Annotated in this window: 16 protein-coding genes; all 16 read right to left on the reverse strand. The window is 36.7% G+C overall.

The genetic code is table 11. The annotated features are described in order from the left end of the window. Nucleotides 1–1,259: hypothetical protein (locus JWR87_RS04385; RefSeq protein WP_297816063.1), on the reverse strand; the 1,259-nt coding region annotated here is incomplete at its 3' end. A gap of 623 nt (nucleotides 1,260–1,882) precedes the next feature. Continuing rightward, nucleotides 1,883–3,583 carry a T9SS type A sorting domain-containing protein gene (locus JWR87_RS04390; protein ID WP_297816066.1) on the reverse strand — a complete coding sequence of 567 codons (1,701 nt, stop codon included), beginning with the start codon at nucleotides 3,581–3,583 and terminating at the stop codon, nucleotides 1,883–1,885. A gap of 144 nt (nucleotides 3,584–3,727) precedes the next feature. After that, entirely contained in the window at nucleotides 3,728–5,110 is a 1,383-nt protein-coding gene (locus JWR87_RS04395) for an exopolysaccharide biosynthesis polyprenyl glycosylphosphotransferase (RefSeq protein ID WP_297816068.1), read from the reverse strand. A 359-nt stretch (nucleotides 5,111–5,469) separates the two neighbouring features. Then, nucleotides 5,470–6,777 (reverse strand): nucleotide sugar dehydrogenase, encoded by a 1,308-nt coding sequence (locus JWR87_RS04400; protein ID WP_297816071.1) that lies wholly within the window; start codon nucleotides 6,775–6,777, stop codon nucleotides 5,470–5,472. Further along, nucleotides 6,774–7,829 carry a DUF354 domain-containing protein gene (locus JWR87_RS04405; RefSeq protein WP_297816073.1) on the reverse strand — a complete coding sequence of 352 codons (1,056 nt, stop codon included), beginning with the start codon at nucleotides 7,827–7,829 and terminating at the stop codon, nucleotides 6,774–6,776. The genes JWR87_RS04400 and JWR87_RS04405 overlap by 4 nt, the downstream gene beginning before the upstream one ends. Nucleotides 7,830–7,900: 71 nt before the next feature. Continuing rightward, nucleotides 7,901–8,872 carry a glycosyltransferase family 4 protein gene (locus tag JWR87_RS04410; protein WP_297816075.1) on the reverse strand — a complete coding sequence of 324 codons (972 nt, stop codon included), beginning with the start codon at nucleotides 8,870–8,872 and terminating at the stop codon, nucleotides 7,901–7,903. Nucleotides 8,873–8,977: 105 nt separating this feature from the next. After that, nucleotides 8,978–10,864: an asparagine synthase (glutamine-hydrolyzing) gene (gene asnB, locus JWR87_RS04415; protein WP_297816077.1), complete on the reverse strand. Its 1,887-nt coding sequence runs from the start codon at nucleotides 10,862–10,864 to the stop codon at nucleotides 8,978–8,980. Nucleotides 10,865–10,953: 89 nt separating this feature from the next. Continuing rightward, nucleotides 10,954–12,213, reverse strand: coding sequence for a hypothetical protein (locus tag JWR87_RS04420; protein ID WP_297816079.1), 1,260 nt, complete (start codon nucleotides 12,211–12,213; stop codon nucleotides 10,954–10,956). 9 nt (nucleotides 12,214–12,222) lie between these two features. After that, nucleotides 12,223–12,969: a hypothetical protein gene (locus JWR87_RS04425; protein ID WP_297816081.1), complete on the reverse strand. Its 747-nt coding sequence runs from the start codon at nucleotides 12,967–12,969 to the stop codon at nucleotides 12,223–12,225. Between the two features lie 13 nt (nucleotides 12,970–12,982). Beyond that, complete coding sequence (locus JWR87_RS04430; protein ID WP_297816083.1) at nucleotides 12,983–14,539, reverse strand: hypothetical protein; 1,557 nt, start codon at nucleotides 14,537–14,539, stop codon at nucleotides 12,983–12,985. Next, on the reverse strand, nucleotides 14,536–16,029 hold the full coding sequence (locus JWR87_RS04435; RefSeq protein WP_297816085.1) for a lipopolysaccharide biosynthesis protein: 1,494 nt from the start codon (nucleotides 16,027–16,029) through the stop codon (nucleotides 14,536–14,538). The genes JWR87_RS04430 and JWR87_RS04435 overlap by 4 nt, the downstream gene beginning before the upstream one ends. A gap of 123 nt (nucleotides 16,030–16,152) precedes the next feature. Continuing rightward, the gene (locus JWR87_RS04440; RefSeq protein ID WP_297816086.1) at nucleotides 16,153–17,238 is read right to left on the reverse strand and encodes an NAD-dependent epimerase; all 1,086 of its coding nucleotides are present in this window, start codon (nucleotides 17,236–17,238) and stop codon (nucleotides 16,153–16,155) included. 87 nt (nucleotides 17,239–17,325) lie between these two features. Then, complete coding sequence (locus JWR87_RS04445) at nucleotides 17,326–17,955, reverse strand: UpxY family transcription antiterminator (RefSeq protein ID WP_297816088.1); 630 nt, start codon at nucleotides 17,953–17,955, stop codon at nucleotides 17,326–17,328. A gap of 227 nt (nucleotides 17,956–18,182) precedes the next feature. Continuing rightward, nucleotides 18,183–20,525 (reverse strand): tyrosine-protein kinase, encoded by a 2,343-nt coding sequence (locus JWR87_RS04450; RefSeq protein ID WP_297816090.1) that lies wholly within the window; start codon nucleotides 20,523–20,525, stop codon nucleotides 18,183–18,185. Between the two features lie 17 nt (nucleotides 20,526–20,542). Continuing rightward, nucleotides 20,543–21,235: a polysaccharide biosynthesis/export family protein gene (locus JWR87_RS04455; protein ID WP_297816092.1), complete on the reverse strand. Its 693-nt coding sequence runs from the start codon at nucleotides 21,233–21,235 to the stop codon at nucleotides 20,543–20,545. A gap of 513 nt (nucleotides 21,236–21,748) precedes the next feature. Continuing rightward, a complete protein-coding gene (locus tag JWR87_RS04460; protein ID WP_297816093.1) occupies nucleotides 21,749–22,984 on the reverse strand; it encodes a hypothetical protein in 1,236 nt (411 codons plus the stop codon). Between the last annotated feature and the right edge of the window lie 279 nt (nucleotides 22,985–23,263).

Raw genomic sequence — 23,263 nt, forward strand, 5'->3', positions numbered from 1 at the left:
GCAATATTTACTACAGGAGGATTAATGGCCTCAGAAGCCGTAAAGCTCAGAGTAACCACATCTCCTGTTTTGGCCAGTGCTGGTGTTGCATTATTGGATGCAATAGTTACCGAAGTAAGTGTAGGAGAAACATTTTGGTTATCGAGTCCTAATATACTTACTGCCTGTGTAGCGTTTGAGGCAAGGACCACAACACCATCAGAACCGTAAGTGCCCTTTACACTTGTAGAGTTATCATAAACACCACTAATTAGTACATTTGCAGGACCAAAAGAAATAGAGGATGTTGATGATTCTTTATAAACAATATTTCCATTACTAGCGGTATAAACAACTTTTACCTTATTAATAGTCGGATTTAAAAGTACAATAGGGGTCGTTCCTTCATTTAATGTAATGGGATAAATAGGATCCCATAATCCGTTTGCCTGCCGTACTAACAGGCCATTTTGTATTTGGTTTGCTGTATTATAATTTGTTTTAATAGCACAAAACAACTTCCCGTCGGGGGCGGCCTTTATATTAATAAAGTTGTTAGCCAAACCCTTTCCAATATTCTGTAATGACGCATCATACCCGGGCGTTTCCTCAACAGACCAGGTAGAAGGAGGATCTGTATCAGAATGGGTTCTAAACAAAAACTTCTTTGTAGTTTGATTAGACCATAGAAGGCCCACTTTGCCTGGTAACGCCACTACGGCACATATATCAGAATCTATCACTCCTGCACCTATTGAAATAGGTGCACTCCAGGTAGAGTAAGGCGGAGCACTCCAACGAACGTTTACAGTTGTTTTTGCATCTGAAGCAAGCCACATTTTCCCTGTGCCATCTATATCAATTGTGCCTGTTTGAACCCCTGCATCAAGGGATATATCCACCCTGGCCTTTCTTTGAGCCCAGCTTTTGTATTGGCCTGTAGCACCATCATATTCTATTGAATACAAAACGGAACTTGTGCCTTTATAAACAAAGATATGAGCGACATTGCCTACCACCTTCACATCCGGTTTTGCGGAACTTCCAGAGGCAAGGTTTAAAATTTTAGCCCATACCGCACCATCCAATCGCCATACATTTAAACCGTCAGCACTTGCCAAAATACACCAATGCTTGCCGGCATAGGTCCAAACTTTTGCTTGTGGTTTTTCACCGGTACTACTTGCTATCGGTATCGATGATAACGGTGTAATGGCAAATTGAGCCAAAGAAATCGAAGTCAGTACAGAAAACAGCAAAATAAGAGTACCCTTCTTCATAAGAGGAGGCTTTAGGATTGAGTGTAATAAAGCGCATAATAAGAATTAGAATACGCCCCGAATTATTTGGATATAGAGATGTTGATAAAAGAAAAATTAGTAAGTGCTAAACCATGAGACACAAATTGGCCTATTCGCTTTTCATGAAAAGTGAATTCCTATAGTAGTAACGTGAGAGCATTTGTTCCTTATAAAACACTTGAGTCTTTAAAATTAAAGTACAATTCCAGATACTTTTAACAGGGACAGGAAGTGCCATTCGATTTATACATAATCACAGGGACGGCAAAAAAGCATCGGTTGAGAAAACGAGAAGCTTGTTGTTCATAAGAAGTACATTTAGATAGAAAGTGATTATCTTTTCTAAAAAGAAAATTACCTATTTCTCATATTAATTTTTTGTCCTTTTTTGCTCAGTATTAAAGGTATCCCTAGAAAATACGGAGGTACGTTTTACTATCATTTGATAAGAAAGGGTTTCCCAGACTTCAGGCTGATTATAGTTAACACCAACATTCCACAAGATGCTGTTACCAACCCGGCAGGTTCAAGATGTGCGCTAAATCAAAGCGGGTTTTCTTAAGATGGAGTTTATGAAACATCAAGACTCGCGGCCTAATTTTTTAATTTGCAACAACAAACCTGTGCGTCCTTATTTTACTTTTATTTCTAAAAGTTACAAAATACGCACCGGCAGGCAAGTCCTTCGTATCAAGGTAAATAGTGTTTAAAATTTTAAATGAGTGAATTAAACGTCCATTCGCGTCCAATAAAAAGGCGTCCAATATTTCCCGCGTAGATGCACGAATCGTAACACTTTTACCTTTTTTAATTAATGAGGGAAAGAGTTTAATTCCCGGATCTTTTATTGATTTAATATCTCCATCCTTGGTGTCTAATCCCTTGCTTTGTCCAACAATTTTAGCAGGGGTTACATCTATGTTAGAGTTTCGCGAAGTCCCATCAGTTGAAGCTGTTGTAAAAAAGTCTAGTACACTACCTACCAGCCACCCGCTTGTACTTGCACCGATACGATAATAGTACTTTGTATTTTTAAGTAATCCGGCTACTTGTAATTGATGTTCGGTTGCAATATTATTATCGGTAGCAGAAACTATATAATTTCCATAAATTGTACCCACTTCTGCTTTTGAATCGGTAGGGAGATTCGTTGTCCATCTAATAGAGGCTGTTGTCTCAGTTATTTTTTCAATAAAAGGCCCACTAATAATCCTGGCTTGTTCAGGTGGTTCTACAAATCCTTCCAGGCTTAAGTCGAAAGCTATATCAGTACTGGTAGGATTTGATTGATGAATTTCTACTGCAACTACGTTAATGCCTGTTGTAAAGGCCGATGCGTTAATGTTGAAGGTTCGTAGCAAGCCGTTTTCGTCAACAGAACCAAGTGCAAGGGTTGTATAAGATATAGGGCCAGAAGGCATATTATTACGATATACTTCTTTACTGTTTATATAAACTATTACTCCATCATCCCTCTTTACACTAAAACTATATTTTTTAAAAGCTTCAGGATTTTGCAACGAAATAGTCCGTCTAAAATACGTAGTAATGTATTTGTTGTTAGGATCGGGGCCGAAACTTACAACAGTGCTTTCATTCCTATTTCCATAGCCAAGTATAGCCGGTCCGCTTTTCCAACTCGCATCCGAAAAAGATATTCCAGTCCAGGAATTGCCCTGATTGGACCCGTCATCAAGGTACTTCCACCAAGAGCTAAAAGGAATTGAGGTAGGATCGCTTACTACAGGATTTGCAGTTACACGCATATCAAAACTGATGTCATTGCTGCTATGGGTAAATTGATGAATTTCAACGGCAATAACATTGTTTCCTTTTAAAACCAAAGAGGCACTTGTAGTAAAGCTTCTAATATTGCTACGGTCATTACTAAGGGACGCTGCAAAGGTGTTATAAGAGAGTGGGCCAGCAGGCATATTGTCACGGAAAATCTCCACACCATTCAAGTATACCACCACCCCATCATCCCTTTTTATTTCCGATAAAAAGGAAGAAAAAAAAGAAGGATCGCCACAATGTTCTATCCTTCTGAAGTAAGTAGTTATGTGTTTTTTTCTTGGGTTAGAACCATAGCTTATTACTGTACTTTCATCCCCATCCCCATAACCCAGTTCTCCGGTACCGCTCTTCCAGTTGCTGTCGTCATAGTTAAGACCAGTCCATGCAGACCCTTGGTTTGAGCCGTCATCGAGGTACTTCCAGGAAGAGCCAAATGGAAATACTGTTTGAGCAGCTAATTCAAATGCAGGAATCGCTAGTAGTAAGATGAGGATAAGTTTTTTCATGGCTATTATTTTAAATTTATAAGTATGATTTAATATTCATGTAGATTTTGTGTTCACCGTCGATCGTTGACGAGCTACTAGTACCGAAATGTTGAAGAGCGTTTAAAAGAAGTGGTTGATTTTTAAGTTGTGGAGAGGGAGACTCTAAAAAGCATTACTATGCACCTTACTACTAAAAACAGTTAGGAAGATAATTTTCAGATCCAGTAAAAACGACCAATTTTCAATATACCATAAATCGTGGCGTGTCCGTTCATTTTTCTGTTGTTCTGTATCCGTTGGACCTCTCCAACCATTAACCTGAGCCCATCCTGTTATGCCGGGTTTTACATAGTGTCTAACCATATAGAGGTAAACACATTGCTGAAGTTGTTTATTGAGAAACTGCCTGTGCGGCCTTGGACCTACTACACTCATATGTCCTAATAATACATTAAGAAACTGCGGCAGCTCATCCAAACTATATTTTCGTACTATTTTACCGAGCGTGGTAATTCTGGCGTCGTTTTTTTCCGTGGACAAAGTACCACCGGTAGAAGTGTCGCTCTGGCGCATACTTCTAAACTTAAATACTTTAAAAGGCTTCCCTGCTCTTCCTATCCTCATTGGGCAATAAAAGACTGGCCCCGGAGACTCTAGCTTGATTAAGATAGAAAGAATTATAAACAACGGAAACAAAAAAAGTAAAACCGCTGCAGAAAATGTTCTGTCAAATAAAGTTTTACTAAAAGAAGCTAATAGTCCCTCCACTGGTAACTGGCGAACATTTATTGCATTGACCTGGCCTAATCTTGTTAATCTGCAATTTTCTCCGAAAATGTGTTTGTAATCAAAGACATACTTCACTCGAATACCATGATAGTCGGCAGCAGAAATAATATTCTGTATTTTTTTTGTCTGTTCGATGGGTAAAGCAATAACAATCTCATCGACTCTGTTCTCTTGTAAATATTGCTGAATATCCTTTAAATTACTAACTATTTTTTCATGACCTATTGTACAAACCTCTTTACTAGCGCAATTAATAAACCCTTTAATTTGATACCCAGCCACCTTACGTGAGTAAAGCTGTTCTTCAACAATTTTTGCTATAGTTCCGGTACCTGCAATTAAAGTATAATTGACACGTTCCTCAGTTTTTCCTATGAAAGCTTTTAAACTAATAAATGCAGAATAAACTAAAATATCAAGAATGGGAATGACAATTGATATAGCTGCTATTCCCTTTTTATTTACAATAGGAATAGGAATTAGTATATAGAATAACAGTATCGTTGCAACAAATAAACCATATGCTTTTATATAGTTAGCCGTCCACTTACTAATTGCACTATCCATTTTTGAGAAATATACTTTTCTTACATGTTCTAATAAAGCCCAGAAAAAGATAAAACACGATAGTATAATACATTCAATTCTAGAAAAGTTGTAGTGCCAAAAAAAGAAAACAGACATAATAAAGGCCGTAGTAATTGTCAGAACATCCTCTTGAAAATAAAACGGAGTTTTTATTTTTAGGGTAATCATAAAACATATATTAAAGATTATAGAAGAATAATTTTAAGGCTGTGTTGTATCGATTAGTAGGATAATTGTACGATATTGAATAAGGACTAATAACTGTTCGCTAAGGGCGATAGGGCAATGAAAGCTTACCTTCTAAACGGCAAAATGTTCTTTGAATAGGAAGAACCTTTCTTAGATAGTTAAAATAAATACAGATTAGAAACGGGGAGCAAAATGATCTTCTAAAAAGATAATAGTGGCATTAAAAGACCTAAAAGAAAGGTTGCTGATTGGAGTAGCATTTAAATCTAATTAAAGAGAATAAAGGTTACAGACTTGGAAAAGTATGAAGTAAGACGCCTAGAGAAATAGAACGGGTCTTACCAACATAAACCTTCATAATTTGGCAAGTACTCAATTTCGTTTATACGAACCAGGTCTATGACAGCTTCCTTTTCTTTTAATAGGTGCCCGTATTTTGCTGCATCAAAATTTTTATGGTTTATAACTACTACGTCATTTTGTTTTATTGCCCTTTTAAGATCATTACTTATTAATGAAGATAAATGAGGTAAGCGTTCATTTATGTAAGCTTTGTTAGCACCAATAAGTTTTGAAAGGCGAACATTTTCATCGTAGATAGTAACATGATATCCTTTACCAATAAGCATTTCTGCAAGGTCAACAGAAGGGCTGTACCTTAAATCATCTGTGCCTTCTTTAAAGCTTAGACCCACAAAACAAATATTTCTTTTACCCGTCTTTTCTACCATTTCAAAAGCTATCTTCTTTTGGTTCTCATTTGAGTTATTTATACATCCTAAAACAGGAGTAGACAAGTAGTTATCGTGTCCTAATGTCACAAATCCTTTCAAGTCTTTTGGGAGACAAGAACCTCCATAAGCAAATCCCGGCTTAAAATAAGAAGTTGAAATATTTAAGCGTGTATCCTTACAAAACAGTTCCATTACCTTATGAGAGTCGATGGAGACTGCTTTACATACATTCCCTACTTCGTTTGCAAAAGCTATCTTTAAGGCATGATAAGAATTGTTTACATATTTGATTATCTCTGCAATTTTAATATCCGTAATTTCTATAGGTGCATCTAAACCCCGATAGATAGAAGCTACTTTTTCGATGGCATAGTCATGGTCTCCGCCAATAACAGTAATTGAAGGATGATAATAATCGCGTATTGCAAAACCTTCTCTTAAAAACTCAGGATTTGATACTACAGAAAAGCTCGTTCCTCTTTTCTTATGTGAGCTCTCTTCCATAATTTCTCCGAACTTTTGATTTGTTCCGGGCAACACAGTACTTCTTATAACTACTGTATGGAAGGTTGTCTTTTTTTGTATTGCCTTACCTACCTGCTCCGCCGTTTTGTAGATGTATGAAAGATCTAAATGGCCATGAGGAGATGATGGCGTACCTACACAAATTATAGTTAAATCAGTATTGTTAACCGCCTCATCCGCACAGGTTGTTGCGGATATTCTACCTTGTTCATATCCATCCTTAATTATGACATCAATGTCCTTTTCTAAAATTGTTGGCTTTCCGCTATTAATAAGTTCTACTTTAAAAGAACTGACATCAACTCCGATGACATCGTGGCCATTCTTCGCAAGACATCCCAAACTCACACATCCAACATATCCTAATCCGAAAACTGAAATTCTCATTTTATAACGATTTTATACTGGTTAATTTGATGTCTCATAAATTCCGTCATATCATCCCAACTTTCAAGCAATCCGTTTCTTACTTTTATTTGCCCCCCTTTATCAAAGGGGTCGTCAATTGTTTGGTTGATACATGTGACTGCTTCTTCACCCCGAAGGTGTTTTAGTATTCCCTGTTTCATCAGTAATTCATTCGCTTTCATTTTTCTTATGCCACAATAAACACTTGGAATACCTAACATCGCACCTTCTCTTGCCATACTGTCTCCTGAAGACACTACTAGTTTAGAGTAATAAATTAAGGAGTGAATGTCTTCGACAGGCTCTTCGAGAATAGTCCAGGATTTAGGAAATCTATTAGTAATACTTTTATCTTCTAATGATAAAACCACTTTAGTATTTGCATTTATCTTTTCGCAAAAGGAACTGATAATAGCATCCTCCTGGTTATAGTAATTGAATGACTTATTGCTTACTTCCCTAATAAAAACATATTCATTAGGTGTCAGACTGTACTTGTTGAGGGTGGTGGAAACCGGATTAAATCTTCTTGGGCTCAGGTAACTCCATTCTTTAAGACAATTGAAAATAGAAGTCTTGTTTGTCTTCTCCACTATTGGCGGAAAGAAGAGCTGATTTGAAAACCTTTCGTTTAACCTATTAACTCCTTTTCTTTCAGGATCATCGTAAAATTGAATAATAGGAGTGCCAGAAATTTTACAGGCGATTGCAAGTGGAATGCTGCTGGCAGCTATACAAATGTCGTATTTGTTTTTCCTGATAAGATTTAAAAAAGTAAACATCCTTCTTACATTGCCATGCCACAGGATAGATAACCTGGTGCCCTTGCTGCTACCAACAGGAATTGTATTGAAGCCAGCGTATTCAGTTTCGATAATGTTAGGCAGTTTGCCTCTTTTCAGGTAGGAAATTGTAACTTCCCAATTTTCATCTTTTAACTGTTTTGATAGTCCTTTAAACAAGTTAAGTTGAGCAGGATGTTTGATATCAATCAATACCTTTTCTTTACGCCTTCTTACAAGTATGCCCATAACATTTGTTTTAATTTTTGACCTTGTTTTAAATGCTAACATTCGAGGAATTGAAGCAAGAAAATTAGATGCTAGCCAATAGCTGTTTTATATATCCCAATAATTCTGTGTGCAATAGTCTCTGAATCTAAGCCTAGACTCAAAATCCTTTGCTTTCCCTTAGTTCTCCCATTTGTCTTTGAAAAGTGTAGAGCGCACTCTATTTTTTTTGCAAAATCATCCACATCAAAACTAGATACATAACAACCTTCTGTATCCCCCAAAACCCATTTTACATCTCCCATATCTGTCGCAACAATCGGGCAATTGCATGCCATGGCTTCTTTTACCACATTAGGTGAACCTTCCATTAAAGATGGAACTACAAGAACACTTGCGTTGCTTAAATATTTTGGTATTTCTTCATGCGCAACAGGATAGGGATTTATAAGTTCAACATTAGGCAAACGTAATTTTGAAACAGCAGCTTCTGCCAGTGGATAATTTTTTCTAATATCGTTTTTGTTTCCCAGAAATAAGACGCTTTCTTTTTCGTTTATTACACTTGAACTTTCATTTCCGACAACTCTTTCTGCATCGAACTTTTGCTTGTTAATTCCGTTAGGAATAATCCAAGACTTATGCTTTAGATATACATATTTTTCTATGTTCTTAGACTTAGAAATAATTGCTTTTACAAAAGGCTGTATCAGCAAAGTACAAAAAGTAGAGATTCTGCTACTTAAACGAACTTTGTTTACACCAATGTACTCGCCGTAGGCATCATTGCCCAATAGTGATAAGACAACAGGTGTTTTACCAGCGCCTATTACTGCTGCCCACCCGGAATAAGTAAAGTGGGCATGAATGAGATCATACTTATTTTTCTTCCGATGTTTTCTAATTTGCATACCCGCCTTCAAGTAGCCTAAGAAGCCCTTACCAACGACCGGGAAATAATCTACTATAATTCCTTGTTCTTTCAACGACTCGCCTTGTTCCTTGATAAAAGGAATAATCTCAAAGCTTTTAATATTACCACCACACACAAAAAGTACTCTCATAATTAAATATTGAATTTTTAAAAAGAAACTTCGCCTCATTTTAGACATGATAATACCGCACGTATACGAGGAGGGTCGGAAGCGACATAAATCACACTTTGGATTTTATAATACCGCTAATACCGAGGGAACACTTTTATTTATCTTATTGGTCAACAGCAGAGTGCTAATTATTAAAATAAGTTCTTTTTCTTTATTACCAAAGCGCGTATGTTCATCAACGAGGTGTAAAATTGCTCCCCTATCAAATATTTTCCAGAAGAATTGGTTATCATTTCTTATAAGCCATTCTTTAATATCGCTCGAACTCTTTCTAATATACTCTTTTGATGGGCCGTGAAAAGCCAGCTTCTTACGGTTGATCATTTCTTCAGGAAGGTAGTCGCGGGCGAAGGCTTTATGTATAATCTTACCATTCCTAAAACTATATCGATATTCCCTCGGCAGTGATTCGATAAATTCTACCAATTCATTGTCAAGCATAGGAACACGGCATTCTAAGCCGAAATGCATTGTAATTTTATCAGTATAGTTTAAAAGCGTTTCGGAGAGTTTTGTTCTCGTATCAAGATATGGAAAGAGGTCGCTACGATAAAGCGGAAGATTATTTTTACTTTTTAAAACAGCATAATGATTACCTAGAGCGGAGTAGTATTTTGAAGACACTACTTCAACTTCATTTTTATTCATTAGCTTATTTAAAGCATGCTCTCCGAAAAGGCTATTGAATTCAAAATAAGCATGTAGGTTACTTGAGGTTCCTACTGAAGAAAAAACTCGGCGTAAATCACGGTGTTTGATATATTTAGAACAAAACCGGAAAAGACGGGGTAAAATAGGAGCTTTAATTAAAAAATCAATAGCGGGCAAAGCTTTATACTTAGTGTAGCCGCCCAAAGGTTCATCCGCACCTTGACCACTCAAAACTACCTTTACTTTTGAAGCAGCTAATTTAGACAACGTGTACATTGGAAATATAGAACCCGTATCTGCCGGCTCTTCTATGATGTTTACAATGTGCTCAAACTCTTCAAAGAAATTACCAAACTTTACTTCTTCTGTATAATGCTCTAATTTAAGGTAAGCAGCAGTTTTACTTGCGCTTCCCCGCTCATCGAGTAATTTATCGTCAAAGCCAACCGTGAAGCCTTTAATATTTTCCACTTTTGTTTTTGCAATAGCAGCTATAAGCGAAGAGTCAACACCTCCACTAAGAAAAATGCCGACTTCAACATCCGAAAGTAATTGTCTTTCCACAGCCTTTTCAAGAAGTTGTCCATACTCAACAACCAATTGTTTTTTAGTGCCATTAATCAATCCTTTCTTCTTTGGCAAATCAGCATAATAGCTTCTCGAAATTGAAAGTGTATCATTTAAATCAATGGTAATTAGTTGCCCTGGCTCAACCTTAAATATATCCTTTAACAATGTCTGGGGCGGGGGGACATGTCGAAATTGAAGGGCAGTTGTAACTGCACCAATAGAATACCGCGGCTCTACTTCGCTTATAATAGTTCTTAGCTCTGAAGAGAAGAGAAATTCATTATCCTTGAAGTAATAATACAAAGGCTTTACGCCGAAACGGTCTCGTGCCAGGTAAATCTTCTTGTCGATAATATCTACATAGGCAAAACTGAAAATCCCGTTAAGTCTTGCCAATGAATTAGGGGTACACTCATTGCGACAAAAATTTACAAGAGTTTCTGTATCAGAATGACCTTTAAAATGCACGTTGCTAAGAGTACTGCGAAGCTGGACGTGATTATAGATTTCGCCATTAAAAATAATGACCCCCTGTTCATCCGACGACATCATTGGCTGGCTCCCATTGCTGCTTAAATCCAATATTGACAGACGGTGATGAAATAATTGAACCGAACAAGAGTCAATCCTAAACTTTTTCAGACCGAATTCATCTGGACCACGGTGGCGGATAAGCTGAACTACTTTATTAGATAAATTATGATTTATACTACCAACTATTCCGCACATGGCTTAAAGATTTGGGTTATTAAAAAATTGACTTTATTAGAATATGATTTCTTTGACTGTGGGGGCAAAAATGCAAGTACAAGGTTCAACTAACCCGCGTATACCACCGCGTGCTCATCTTCTTCGGCCTGGGGCACTTCCGAATATTGTTCGCCATATTTTAATGCTGATAATAATAGCATAAGGAGGGGGGGGAAACTAAGCGTTCCAATAAAACGTCCAGGTATCAAGACGATCAAAAAGTTAAATAATAGTGGATAAAACAATTTCTTGTTTTCTTGCGACATTATATTATTTCCTTTAAAAAAGTAATGGCTAAAAAACAAAATGAAAAGAAACATACCTACTATTCCTGTACTAAAAATTATCATGTTAATATCACTATGGATAGGCCTGTCTCTACCAAAATATCTCGTACCGAAAGCATAAGTATCAAATAAATTCACTCCAAATAGTATCTCGGCAGGATCCCTTTTCTTTCTATGATAATCAATTAAGTAAAAGGTTTCTAAATATCTCCCTTCCTCCTCCAAACTATTTAGATTTTCTATGCGCTCCCTTTTCTCAAGCTGCCCCATAAGGCGTTCCTGGTAGAGGGGAAAGCTAATGATCAAAGCGGATATTAAGATAAAAACCAGCATCAACATCTTTAAGAATAACTTTTTATTGAAGAGCGCATAAATCATTATTGCTGCAGCAAGCATTAATAAGGTAGTTCGCCTTGTACTTAATAAGAGCATACAAACATTTATGAGAATAAATGATACATCAACTACTTGAAGATACCGGTTTTTGTCTTTGTCAGTAAGAGCATAATGAATAGCTAAAAAAACGATGATAGGAATGACATATAATCTTGAAGTAATTAGAAAACCAGTAGAGAATGCATCAGAATAAAACCCGGCTATACCTACTTTATTTGCATAGATTATATAAAGTGGCAGTGCAATCAACAGTAGCCGGTTGTACTTCTTAAAACCTGTAAGCACATTATTGCTTTTACCGAAGTGAATGCCTACAGGAATCATTAATAATGTAATAATTACAGGCAATACACTTTTTGCAGTTATAATCTGATCCCCGGGGTTTAGTAGCCATAACAAAAGGAGATACGACACCAGAACAACAAAAATAAATTCTATGTGCTTTACTATTCTATACTTTATAATGTAGAACAGCACCAACGTTAACGGTACTAAGTAACGTAAAACTGCAAAAATTTTATCGTCTTTATAAAAGCCATCAAACATGTCGTAGAAGACAAAAAATAACATTAGCAGGTATGGGAATGGCCTGGTATCAATTAAAAATGATACTATTAAAAGAAGGGCTAAAACAATTAATATCATACAGGCGTTTTAGTTGAACTGGTAATTCATTTTACAATGCTCGGCAACCAGCGCTGCGTTTCTTTCGGGGCTGTTGTTGCCTGAGAACAAGTATTTCTGCACGCATTCAGAACTCTCGAAAAGCTGGAACAGGTAAGAGGTATATTTTTCCAATTCTTGTATCCTTTTCTCTGGTGCCATTCGGTCAAACCTGCTTGTCTTTGTAGGCCGCATCTCTATTCTTTCTGCTGCAGTGTTTACATCAATATCGAAATAGTAAATGACATCAGTTCTAAAATAAAACCTCGATAAACTTTTGCTTATACTGCTATACGACTTGGCCCTAAATATAGTAGCTGACCACATCTCTTGGATAGTCCATTGATCAAGCAACACAACATCAATTTTTCCGTTCTTTTTTATTTGTTCTAGGGCAAGGTCAAAAAGTGTTAATCTAATGTATCTGTAAATTGAATTTGTGCTATAAATTCTGTTATTCGCGAGAGATATCATATAGAGTATTAAAGATTGACCTCTACATAAGACAAGCTTTAATACCAGTATACACTTTTCAATAAACGCCATTTTTCTTATATAGTCCTTCATATCCTGCCATGTACATACCGTGTAGCCATTACTCTCAAGCAAGCCCGATAAACATTTGCAACTTGTAGTCTTACCAGCACCAGGAGGACCTACAAATTCAATTGTATACGCTTTTTGCTTTAAGATCTTTTTGCCGTGAGGCCTGTCTACAAACTTGTAATTGTTAAGCATTGTAATAGATCTATTAGAGATAAGAAGCCCATATTTCTTTTTTGGCAATAAAAAGCACCTCTTCTAAGGGTTGAGCTGCATCTACACTAACAACCTTGCATTTTTCTGAAACTTTCAGGTTTCTAAAACCTGCTATTTTTTTCTGAAGCGTTTCCAGGGAATGTTCTCCTGGCTTGCGGGCTTCTACTACTTCTGCACCAGCAATTAATTTAAACAATACGTCCGGGGGGCTGGCTTCTGCCAAGGCATAAGCACGGGCTTCTTTTTTAGCTACAGCCCTAAAAAGGATATTGCGGGATGTAGAAAGATGATTAAGCAGAGGACCGTCATTATAAGCCATCACTTGATTCTGGGGAAACCTATCGCATATTACAAGCATTCCTTTCTTTTTGGCCACCTGCATCAAAGCAAGATTATTGCGTTTTTCATTGGCCACAATAAGTGCCTCTATACACTTGTAAACATTTGCAATAAATCCCTTTCTTGCGCCTGAAACTTTTTTGCACGATTCTTTGCTTTGCTTTTGAGACTGATTCCTGACGAACAATTTCTTAAAACCAAAAAGTATCTTTCTTGGTAATGATACTCTTCCGGCTCCCCTACCAAAATAAATTTTATAAACGTCGAGCTTTTTTTCGAACGTCTTATGCAGGTTAGCAGTAACTGTTGATTTACCTGATCCGTCTGCTCCCACTACCCCGATAATAAGACCCCCGCGCGGGTTAATTCTATGTGACATTATGGGGCGATTAAGAAGCCTGGACGTTTTTCTATAGAATTTTACACTTACCTCTCTGTACCACCGCCTGGCGAGAGCGCTTAAGGGCGTGAACTGCCTGTATTTGCTAAATTCTTTTTTAATTATTACAGATAACTTAAGCAGTTCAATACGATTAAATTTACCGAAGACAATGAAAAACACGGGCAGGTAATTGGTGAATATGCCTTTAAGTATTGTTTCTATATCCTCATTTGAACACCGCTGTTTCAACCAATTATATTCCCTGATAAGATTTGCTGAATAGTATATTTTGTTTTTCAGATACATCTTAATCACGTCCCTGTTCCTTATTTTTAAAGCTTCTCTTATAAAAAGAAGTATTAATTCCATATTAGGATCAGAACGGTATATCCCGAATTCATCATCCCAAACCCTACCTTCCAAAATCTTATTATGCAGATCGAGTTGATAGCTTTTTAAATAAGGTTCGCCCAGGGTTAACCTGTAATGTGAATGCAAATGAACCACCTTACCGGAATGTAAATCCAACCCAATAAAATCTTCTATATCCTTGTACTGTTTTTGCCTGATCGAATCAAATTTCTTGAAGCCTAACTTCATCAACAGAACTTCCAGTTCGTCTTTCTGGTTTTCATTAAAGAGTATGTCAAGATCTGTATCAGCGGTCATTGAAGCATCTAAATGTTCATTACTTTTCCAATGACAATAGCTGATCCTTTGGGCATGAAGCAACGTTAGAAGATCATCTATTAATGGTACTTTCCTGACCGGGAGATTACTTGCAGAAATAGTCGTGGACGGATTTGGTGTAAATGTTATTTCATTCATACAACTTGAACAGATATTTTTTTAAACCGTTTAAGAATGAGTTTTTCAACTAATGCTTTATGGTCACTCCTGATAAAAAAACTTGGGAATAACCCAATGACTAAAAACAATAAAACCATTACTCCTACTCCGGTGCACAATAGAGTTACATACAAGGTGTTGAATTGCCGGCTTATAGTAACAATGAAATAACTAAAGACACCTGTTGTTATTCCTAAAAGAATTCCGTGAGTATGAGCCTTAACCAGGTCGAGCCAAGTACTACCAATCAGTTTGATACTTAATTGACTCATCATTAAAAAGTTGCCTACTAAAGTTAACGCTACACCCCAGGCTACACCATTAAGACCCCAAAAATGTCCGATATATGAGCTTATGAACACTGCTCCTGCGTATATCAATTGTCTCCATGCCCTTCTGTAAACCGCACCGGTTGCCCTGGCAAGAGAGTCACTCATTTTATAACTCATTCTGAAAAGGAGACTGCAAGCAAGTATTCTAAATGGATTTATTACCTCTGTCCATTGTGGGCCTAACAATACTAGTATGATTTCGGGAGCCAGAAATACAAACAAGACACTGATAGGAATTGCAATCAATGCAATAAGGCTAGTTCCTGTCAAATAAGCTTTCATAAGCTTTTGTTTATCGTCCTGCACTTTTGACATTGCAGGAAACAATACTTTGTCTAATGTATTACCGAAAAGACTTGAGGGCATAACCATGAACTGATAAGCACGTCCGTAAATACCTAATGAAGCAGCCCCAAGTGTTCTTCCTACAACCAGGTTATCGCCTTGAACAGCTAAGTAATTTCCTATTCTTGCAAGCGTATGCCCCCCACCAAAACGTATTAATTCTTTGAATGCGCTATAGTTAAATCGCGGACGCTTTGAGAACGGTTGAACAATCATCACTAAAGCGGCATATAAAACGGCTTGGGATATATTTGCAATAACCAGGGCCCATACACCCATACCTAAATATCCTAAGCTTATACCAACCGCTCCGTAACCAACAGCATAAGATATAACGTCAAGGGCAGCAATTACTTTAAACTTCATATTGCGCTGCATCTGTGCCTGGCCTATAAGAGTAATTGAATCGACAAAGAAAACTATTGAAACAGCCCTTAGTACAGGAGCCAGCCCCTCCATACGAAAAAAAACTTCCAGTACAGGAGCGCCGAGCAGCAAGACGCCGGCAAAAAGAAGACCCATGCACAAGGAAATCGTAAAGCCTGTAGTTAGGTGCCTGTCTTCCAATTCCTTTCGTTGTACTATAGCGGGACCCACCCCCATCTGTGTAAACAACTTTGAGAACTCAACTATAATTATAGCTATACCGGCTAAGCCAAACTCCTTTGGACTTATAAGACGGGCTAAAACTGCAAGCACCCCTATTTTCAGAAACACCTGAATACCACTTGCAGAAAGCAAATAAATGAACCCGGAAAAAGTGCGACTAGTGAGTTTATGATCTGGGGTCATGCGGTCATGGCTTTTATAACAGTTTAATTAAAGGATGGTGATAAGTTGATAAGGTTACTACTAATAAAAAACTGATCTTTTATGAAAGCTTATTTATTAAGGTGCATTATTCCATTAGCGTTCTTAAGCATTTGCAAGCATTGCCGTTGCTTCTTCTTCAACCCCGTAATAGCTTTTATACCAATCAATGAACCTTTTTAATCCGCTTTGTATTGTAGTCTCAGGCTTGTAATTAAACTTCTTTATCAAATCATCCACATTCGCCCAGGTGGCAATTACATCACCGGGCTGCATTCCTTTCATTTCTATTCTTGCTTTTTTGCCTATATTTTTTTCGAGCTCCTTTATGAAGACCATCAACTCTACAGGTTTATTATTTCCTATGTTGTAAACAGAGTATGGGGCAATGGATGAAGAAGGACCTGGTTGTTTACCATTCCATTTTTTGTTGGAGGTAGCAGGTTTCTCAAGTACATTAACTATACCTTCTACTATATCATCGATATAGGTAAAATCTCTTTTCATTTTACCATAATTGAAAACCGGGATAGGCTTGTCCGCCAATATAGAATCAGTAAAAAGGAAATAAGCCATGTCCGGCCGGCCCCATGGGCCATATACTGTAAAAAAGCGCAGCCCTGTTGTAGGTAAATGGTACAGGTAGCTGTACGAATGAGCCATTAATTCATTGGCTTTTTTTGTAGCAGCATAAAGTGAAACCGGGTGATTAGTGTTATGCTCAACAGAGAATGGTATTTGTTCATTTAAACCATAAACGCTTGAAGAACTTGCATAAATTAAATGCTTAACCTTATTGTGTCGGCAAACCTCCAACAGATTAAGAAAGCCTACAAGGTTAGATTGTATATAGGCGTCTGGATTTAATATTGAATACCTCACTCCTGCTTGTGCTGCAAGGTTAATAACAACATCAAAATTATTTTTTTTACAAAATGCCATTAACTCCCTTTTATCTTCGAGATTTAATTTAATAAACCTGTAGAGTTTATATTTGGTGCTTCTCACTTCTTTATTCCAAGCAATTTCTGTTGTATCAATTCCAGTTTCATTCAGACGTGCATATTTTAGGTTGACGTCATAGTAGTTGTTTATATTATCCAGACCGACTACTTCGTGTTCTTCTTTTAGCAAGGCAATGCTTAAATGAAAGCCAATAAAGCCCGCACTTCCGGTAACTAATATCTTCATCTGAATGCTTTTTAATTTGTTTAAATTGAAGAGCAATCTCATCTCTTGATTGTCTTGTTAGGGTAGAATGAAAGAGTAAACAAATATTTAATGGAAACTGGACACGTGTCTTTGGGCACCTGCTCTTTGCGACCTTGCAAGAACCGTTACATTAGATTTTTCAACTTCTGCTGTCATTTGATAACCTAAAGCAGGAAGAACTACTGTAACTGAATTACTCTTGATGGAGATTATACTTCCTTCACGTTTATTTAATAATCCACTTTCAATACGAACCAAATCATTAACGCCAATATCCAGCTTTTCCAATTTAACGTTGGTGTGTTCATCTAAAAATTTTTTTATAATTTCAATCTCTACATCTCTTATAACCGCAGGTGTATTGGACCAACTGACAAATTTGACCACCCCCTCAATTTCTTTAACCTTAATCATTTCCCGCTCATCTACCTTGACGAAAACGTAGCAAGAAAACAGAGGTTCTCGAACTATTTTTTTACGATCACTCCATTGTCTTAATACGGAATTAAGAGGACAATAGACTGTTATATCTTGCCGGCTCAGGGTTTCAGCTATTTTCTTTTCCCACCTGGGCATGGTATAAATAGCAAACCAGTTCTTGCGTGTTAACATAATTATTTTCTTTAATTTAGTGGTTCTTTTAAGAGAATAAGCTTCGCTTAGCTGGGCTACAAGTGGCGCCAGGTTAAGGTTCAACAAAATCTTGCAGTATGTAGGCGGCTGAATAGTGGAAGCGTGTACAAACGATGCGTTACGCTTCCCATTTCCTATCGCCGTTGTTCAACACCGATCTATCAGTTCCCTCAGCTTTTTTGCATTTAAGGGATCTTTATCTTAAAGAATGGGCTTCGCCCAACCTAGCTACAGTTGGTAGTTAAGCAGAAAGTTTAGAACGAAAATTTTAGGGAAAAGGAAAAAAGTGTTTAAACGTTACCAGCCGCGCTTCGCCCTTCATAAACGCTGTCACTATATACCTTTTTAAGTCCATAACCGAACCCACTACCATATCTCTTCCTTAAGAAACCCCTAGGCTTAATTCCATTAAAAACAATAGATACGTTGCGAAGAGCATTTACTTTATTACTTGCATCTAATAGTTCTACCATCGCTTTTGTTGTGAAATCATGTCTTACAACAAATAAAGTGGAGCTACAATATTCAGAAAGTATATAAGCATCAGTAACAGGATCAATGGGGCTAGAATCAATGATTATAAAATCAAAAATGTTGTTGAGATAGTCAAATAGTTTACTCAAATCCGAATTCAACAGCAACTCAGTGGGATTACTTCTGGAGTTGCCTGCAGGTATCAAAAAGAGTTCCGAGTGATCGGTTTTGTAAATAATGTCATCAATTTCTTGTTCACTTCTTTCCAAAAAATCCGCAATTCCTTTATCGACTGATTTTTTATACCAGCCTGAGGTTTTAGGATTTCGCAAATCGAAATCGATTAATACTACCTTTCTACCTGAGTTAGCAATACTTAATGCAAGGTTATTACTGATAAAAGTCTTCCCTTCAGAAGCAATGCTTGAGGTAACAAGTATCCTTTTATTTTGCAGTTGCCTGTTGTTTAAACCTAGATTAGCTCTAAGGTGTCGGAATTGCTCAATTGATGCAGTCTGTTTAATAGTATTATTTATGATAAAAGAATTTTTCTTCCCCTTAACTCTAATTACTTCGGCCACTATTGGAGCGTTTGTAATAGTTTCAATGTCGGTACGAAATAAAATTTTGTTTGTTAGCAATTCTTTTCCACTTATAAAAACTAGCCCCGAAATCATTGAAAGCGCAAATGCCCCTAAGAATATTAGCCACACCTTTGGGCTGACGGGCAGAAATGATGCATCCGGGTGATCAATAATTCTACTATCTGCAACAGTAGCTGCATTTGCTAATGCTGTTTCCTCTCTCTTCTGCAATAAGAAGGAATAAGCCGCATTTTTTATAGTTTGTTGTCGGCTTATATTCAACAAATCTCTTTCCTTTCCGGGGATTGATTGAAGCATAGAATTGTATGTGCCGGTGCTTGCACTTAAATTGCTTTTTCTTGCGTGCACGCTTACCCTTTGGTTTTGGATATTTTCCAAAATCGTCGGCTTCATTTTGTCAATTTCATTTCGCAGAGAAAACATTATTGGATTTCCTCCTGGTATCGTCTTTCTTAATCTTTCATATTGCATTTGGGTATCGTAGTACCTTTGTAATAATTGCGCAAGCAAGGGATCTTTTAACCCAGTTACAGAAGGTACTATGCCTATTTGATTATCCTTGGCCTGCACATATTTTTCAACTTCATTTAACATTGCCATCTCCATATTTACCTCGGTCATTTTACGGTCGTTATCACCTACATTCTGTAAGTAAAGTCGTCCTTGCTCACCTATATCAACAACTCCTTTGTCAGTCTTAAATTTTCGCAATTGATTTTCAATTGAATCGAGCTCTCTAACTACGTATTTAATGCGGCTTTCCACAAATGAAAGTGTATTCGAGGTCAAAAGGTTTTTGTCATTTATTGCAGCCTGGTTATACTCACTAATAAGAAGGTTTAATATCTCTTTACCTCGTTGAGTTACTTCATCCTTAATAGTTAAATGAATTACAGACGAAAGCTTATTTATCGGAGATACATTTAGATTTAGAATAAGGCGATTAAGAGCTTGTTTTGGCGGAACCAGAGAAAAGTATAAACGGTTGGTAGTTTGTGTTTTAAAGTATCGGTTAATATTAAATTTGGCTGTCCCAAATGAAGTAGTAACGAATTGATTTAAAGGGTAGGTTTTGTCCCCTATATCAACAGTCTTATTTACTTCGTTAAAAGTAAAATCAACTCTTTCTACAACTTCCACTATCATATTTGGATCGGCTAATTCGACCGTAACGGGTGACGAAGTAAAAGCGGAATAGGAAACTAAAGGTGTGGCCTCAAAAACAGGAGCATAAAGACTTAAACTATTTACCACCTTCTTTAGTAATTCTCTAGATTGAATAACTTCAATTTCATTTTCGACAATCTTATTAGAAGAATAAATATTTAGAGCATCTAGTATTTTCGAATCATCAGCTCCTTTTTTCTCGTCTTTAATTAGTATATCAGCAGATATTTCATAGACGGGTTTGGTGAGGTATAGGTAAAAACTTCCGGCGACTAAGAATACCACTAGTAGTAGGGCAAACAGGGGCCAGTAAGGTAAATAACTGTATACTAATCGCTCAACAACTCCCTTTTCCTTCTTTGAAATAACCGGCTTTTTCGCGTCCATGTCGTTATATTTATAAATTATCTGGTTAATCGATCTACCACAATTGCAATAAATGAGAGGCTGCTGATAAACACAGGAAGCCATTGTTTCGTGGTACTGGCACTTGCCACCTTAGCTTCATTTGCCGCAACATATACTACATCATTTGACTTTAGATAGTAGTATGGAGACGTCAATAATTCATTATCATTTAGATTAATTCGCTTTGCCACTCTCTTGCCTTCTTCGACTTCGTGTAGAATTAGAATGTTATCGCGTCTTGCGTATGGTGTCAGGTCGCCGGCAAGCCCTAAGGCTTCAAGGAGGGTAATTTTTTCGCTTGGCACATTAAACACTGATGGATGTATTACTTCACCCAGAACAGTCACTTTATAATTTAAATATCGAATGTCAACAACAGGATCAAACAAAAGATTTCTTTGTATTAATTCTCTGGTAATAATACTTTTCAACTGTTTTTTTGTTAAGCCTGCTGCTTTTATTCTTCCCAACATTGGAAACTGCAGGCTGCCGTCTTGATCTACTAAAAAGCCATTGCTTTGTGAGGCTGTACCTGCATTTACGCTGCCTTGAGAAGTTGTTTTAGCATATAAATTGAAGGGGACTGTAGCTTCAGCATTCACACTGCTTACAGAAATGCTCAAGATGTCATTTTTCTGAATTACCGGTTCGAGGTTTTCCGTCTTGTACTCGATTGTGCTATCAGCCAAATTATTAAAGTTTGTAGCCTTTCTTGTGTTAACACAAGATAAAAAGAGGGGTAAAAGAAAGAGCATAGCGCTGCATGAACGATGCGTAATCATTTAATAATAGTTTTGGTAGTTAAGTAAGTATTGATTGGTAGAAACTAATTGGAAATCACAATTTCTAAATTTGAAAATTTCCCTGACCGTTCTACTGTGGGGCGACAAGTAAAATGTCCGATCACTTAGCTCTAAGTCTTGATTTAACAACAGTTAAATGACACATTATATTTCTTATTAACCTAATTCTTTCTCTAAGATATAGTGCCGTTGGCCCAATTTTTTGTCCACTTTTGCTCATTAAATCAGCGACTAACTCCTTCTAATATCCGTTCATTTTTAGAGACATAAAAACACTGGGATAGACCCTCTACTCCTTTAACAAGCTTTAACAGCAAGGTTACTTGCTGAAGAGATTTCTGCGCACTGCCAATCCGATTAGCGGCTTATTTGAAAACCAGTTCTAGCAGACAGATTAGCCTATGTTACCAAATAACCAAATGCTTGAAAGTTAGTTAAGACAAGTAGAACTACTGCTATAGTTTCCATACTTTTAACAAGTAGCTTTTTGAATCCTGTCTGCTCCACTAAATATTGTAATTGCTCATCAACCGATTTTCTTTTTTTAATTGTTTGCTGTAAGGAGAAATACAAGATTCGATTAAAGTTTCTTGACAAGAAATAAAAATTCATAGCAGTGATTGTCTCTAATATATCCAAAGATTTTTCTTCTCTGCCAATATTTGCAAATGCTATTGCCTGATTTAAATATATAGATTCAAATAATCTCAAGTCAACATGAGGAGCCACTTTATTGTTCCTTTTTTTAATTGCTTCATGTATATAAAATAATGCTTCCTCATATTGATAAGTAAGCACCAGCGCTTCTGATAATATGTATTCAAAAGCCGGAAAATCCTGATAGATGAATTTTGAAGGTTTTATGGAACTGTAGAACTCCCTGGCTTGAGTTAAGATAGAGCCGATTTCCCTATTAAAAGCTTCTGCAAAATATAGTTGCGCAGCAAAATATCTACCTGCTATAGACGGTGGCACACTTTCATTAATGGTATAACATAAAATTTCGTTGTGGTGCTTTTTAATTGCTTCCATATTCATGGTAAGCCAGTAACGAAAACAGAGTAAAGAGTTTCCAAATATTTGGGCTTCAACTGTTCTTTTTTCATTTAAATAATAGCACAAGCCTACTCCATAGTATGAGTCCAGCTTATCGATATTAACCGATTGTTCATAATAGAATATTTGCCCATTTAATGTTTTTGCTATTCGTCGTTGAAGCTGATCTATAATGTTCGGCTTTTTGTCCAAATAAATAATGGTAGTATGTATTAAGTTAATGTAGGTCACATCGTTAATACACTTTACATCTGAATCATTAAACAGTAAGGTCAGAAAATTCAATAATCCCTGGTCATTGCCACTGCTGTTCTGTTGCATTTCCTCGCCATTATCTGCCAATTCCGAGAAGGAAGGAAAGCCGCAATAACGGGATAATAGATCTAAAGTAAATAAGGACACCTGATACTTGCTCTTTATTAAATTGAAAAAGCGTCTGAGAGTATTTAAACTTAGTTTAACATTGGTCTGCCGGTAAATATCCTTGCTTAAACTATCACAATCCGACGCAATAAGAATTTTTCTACCAAACGCCTTTTCAACCACTTCTTTTAAAAGTGTTACTTTTTTGACTTCCATAAAAGCAATTAGTTGGTTTTAAGATTCAAATAATAGATTTCCTCACGCCGAATTTTAGCAATCAGACATTTTCTAATTAATTCAAAAGCTGAAATAATGCTTAGCCTAATAATTTGTCGTGACCGAGAAGGGGAGATTACAAATTCTGTTTCTATTGGAGAACGTAACAATATTATAGTATTACCCGCACTCTTATATTATACTTTTGTACGATATTGATGTATAATTTACAGATTTTACGATAATTCGTAATTATTCTGCATGAGGATCCTAAAAGGG

The sequence above is a fragment of the Segetibacter sp. genome (assembly GCF_025963695.1).
Classification (GTDB): domain Bacteria; phylum Bacteroidota; class Bacteroidia; order Chitinophagales; family Chitinophagaceae; genus Segetibacter.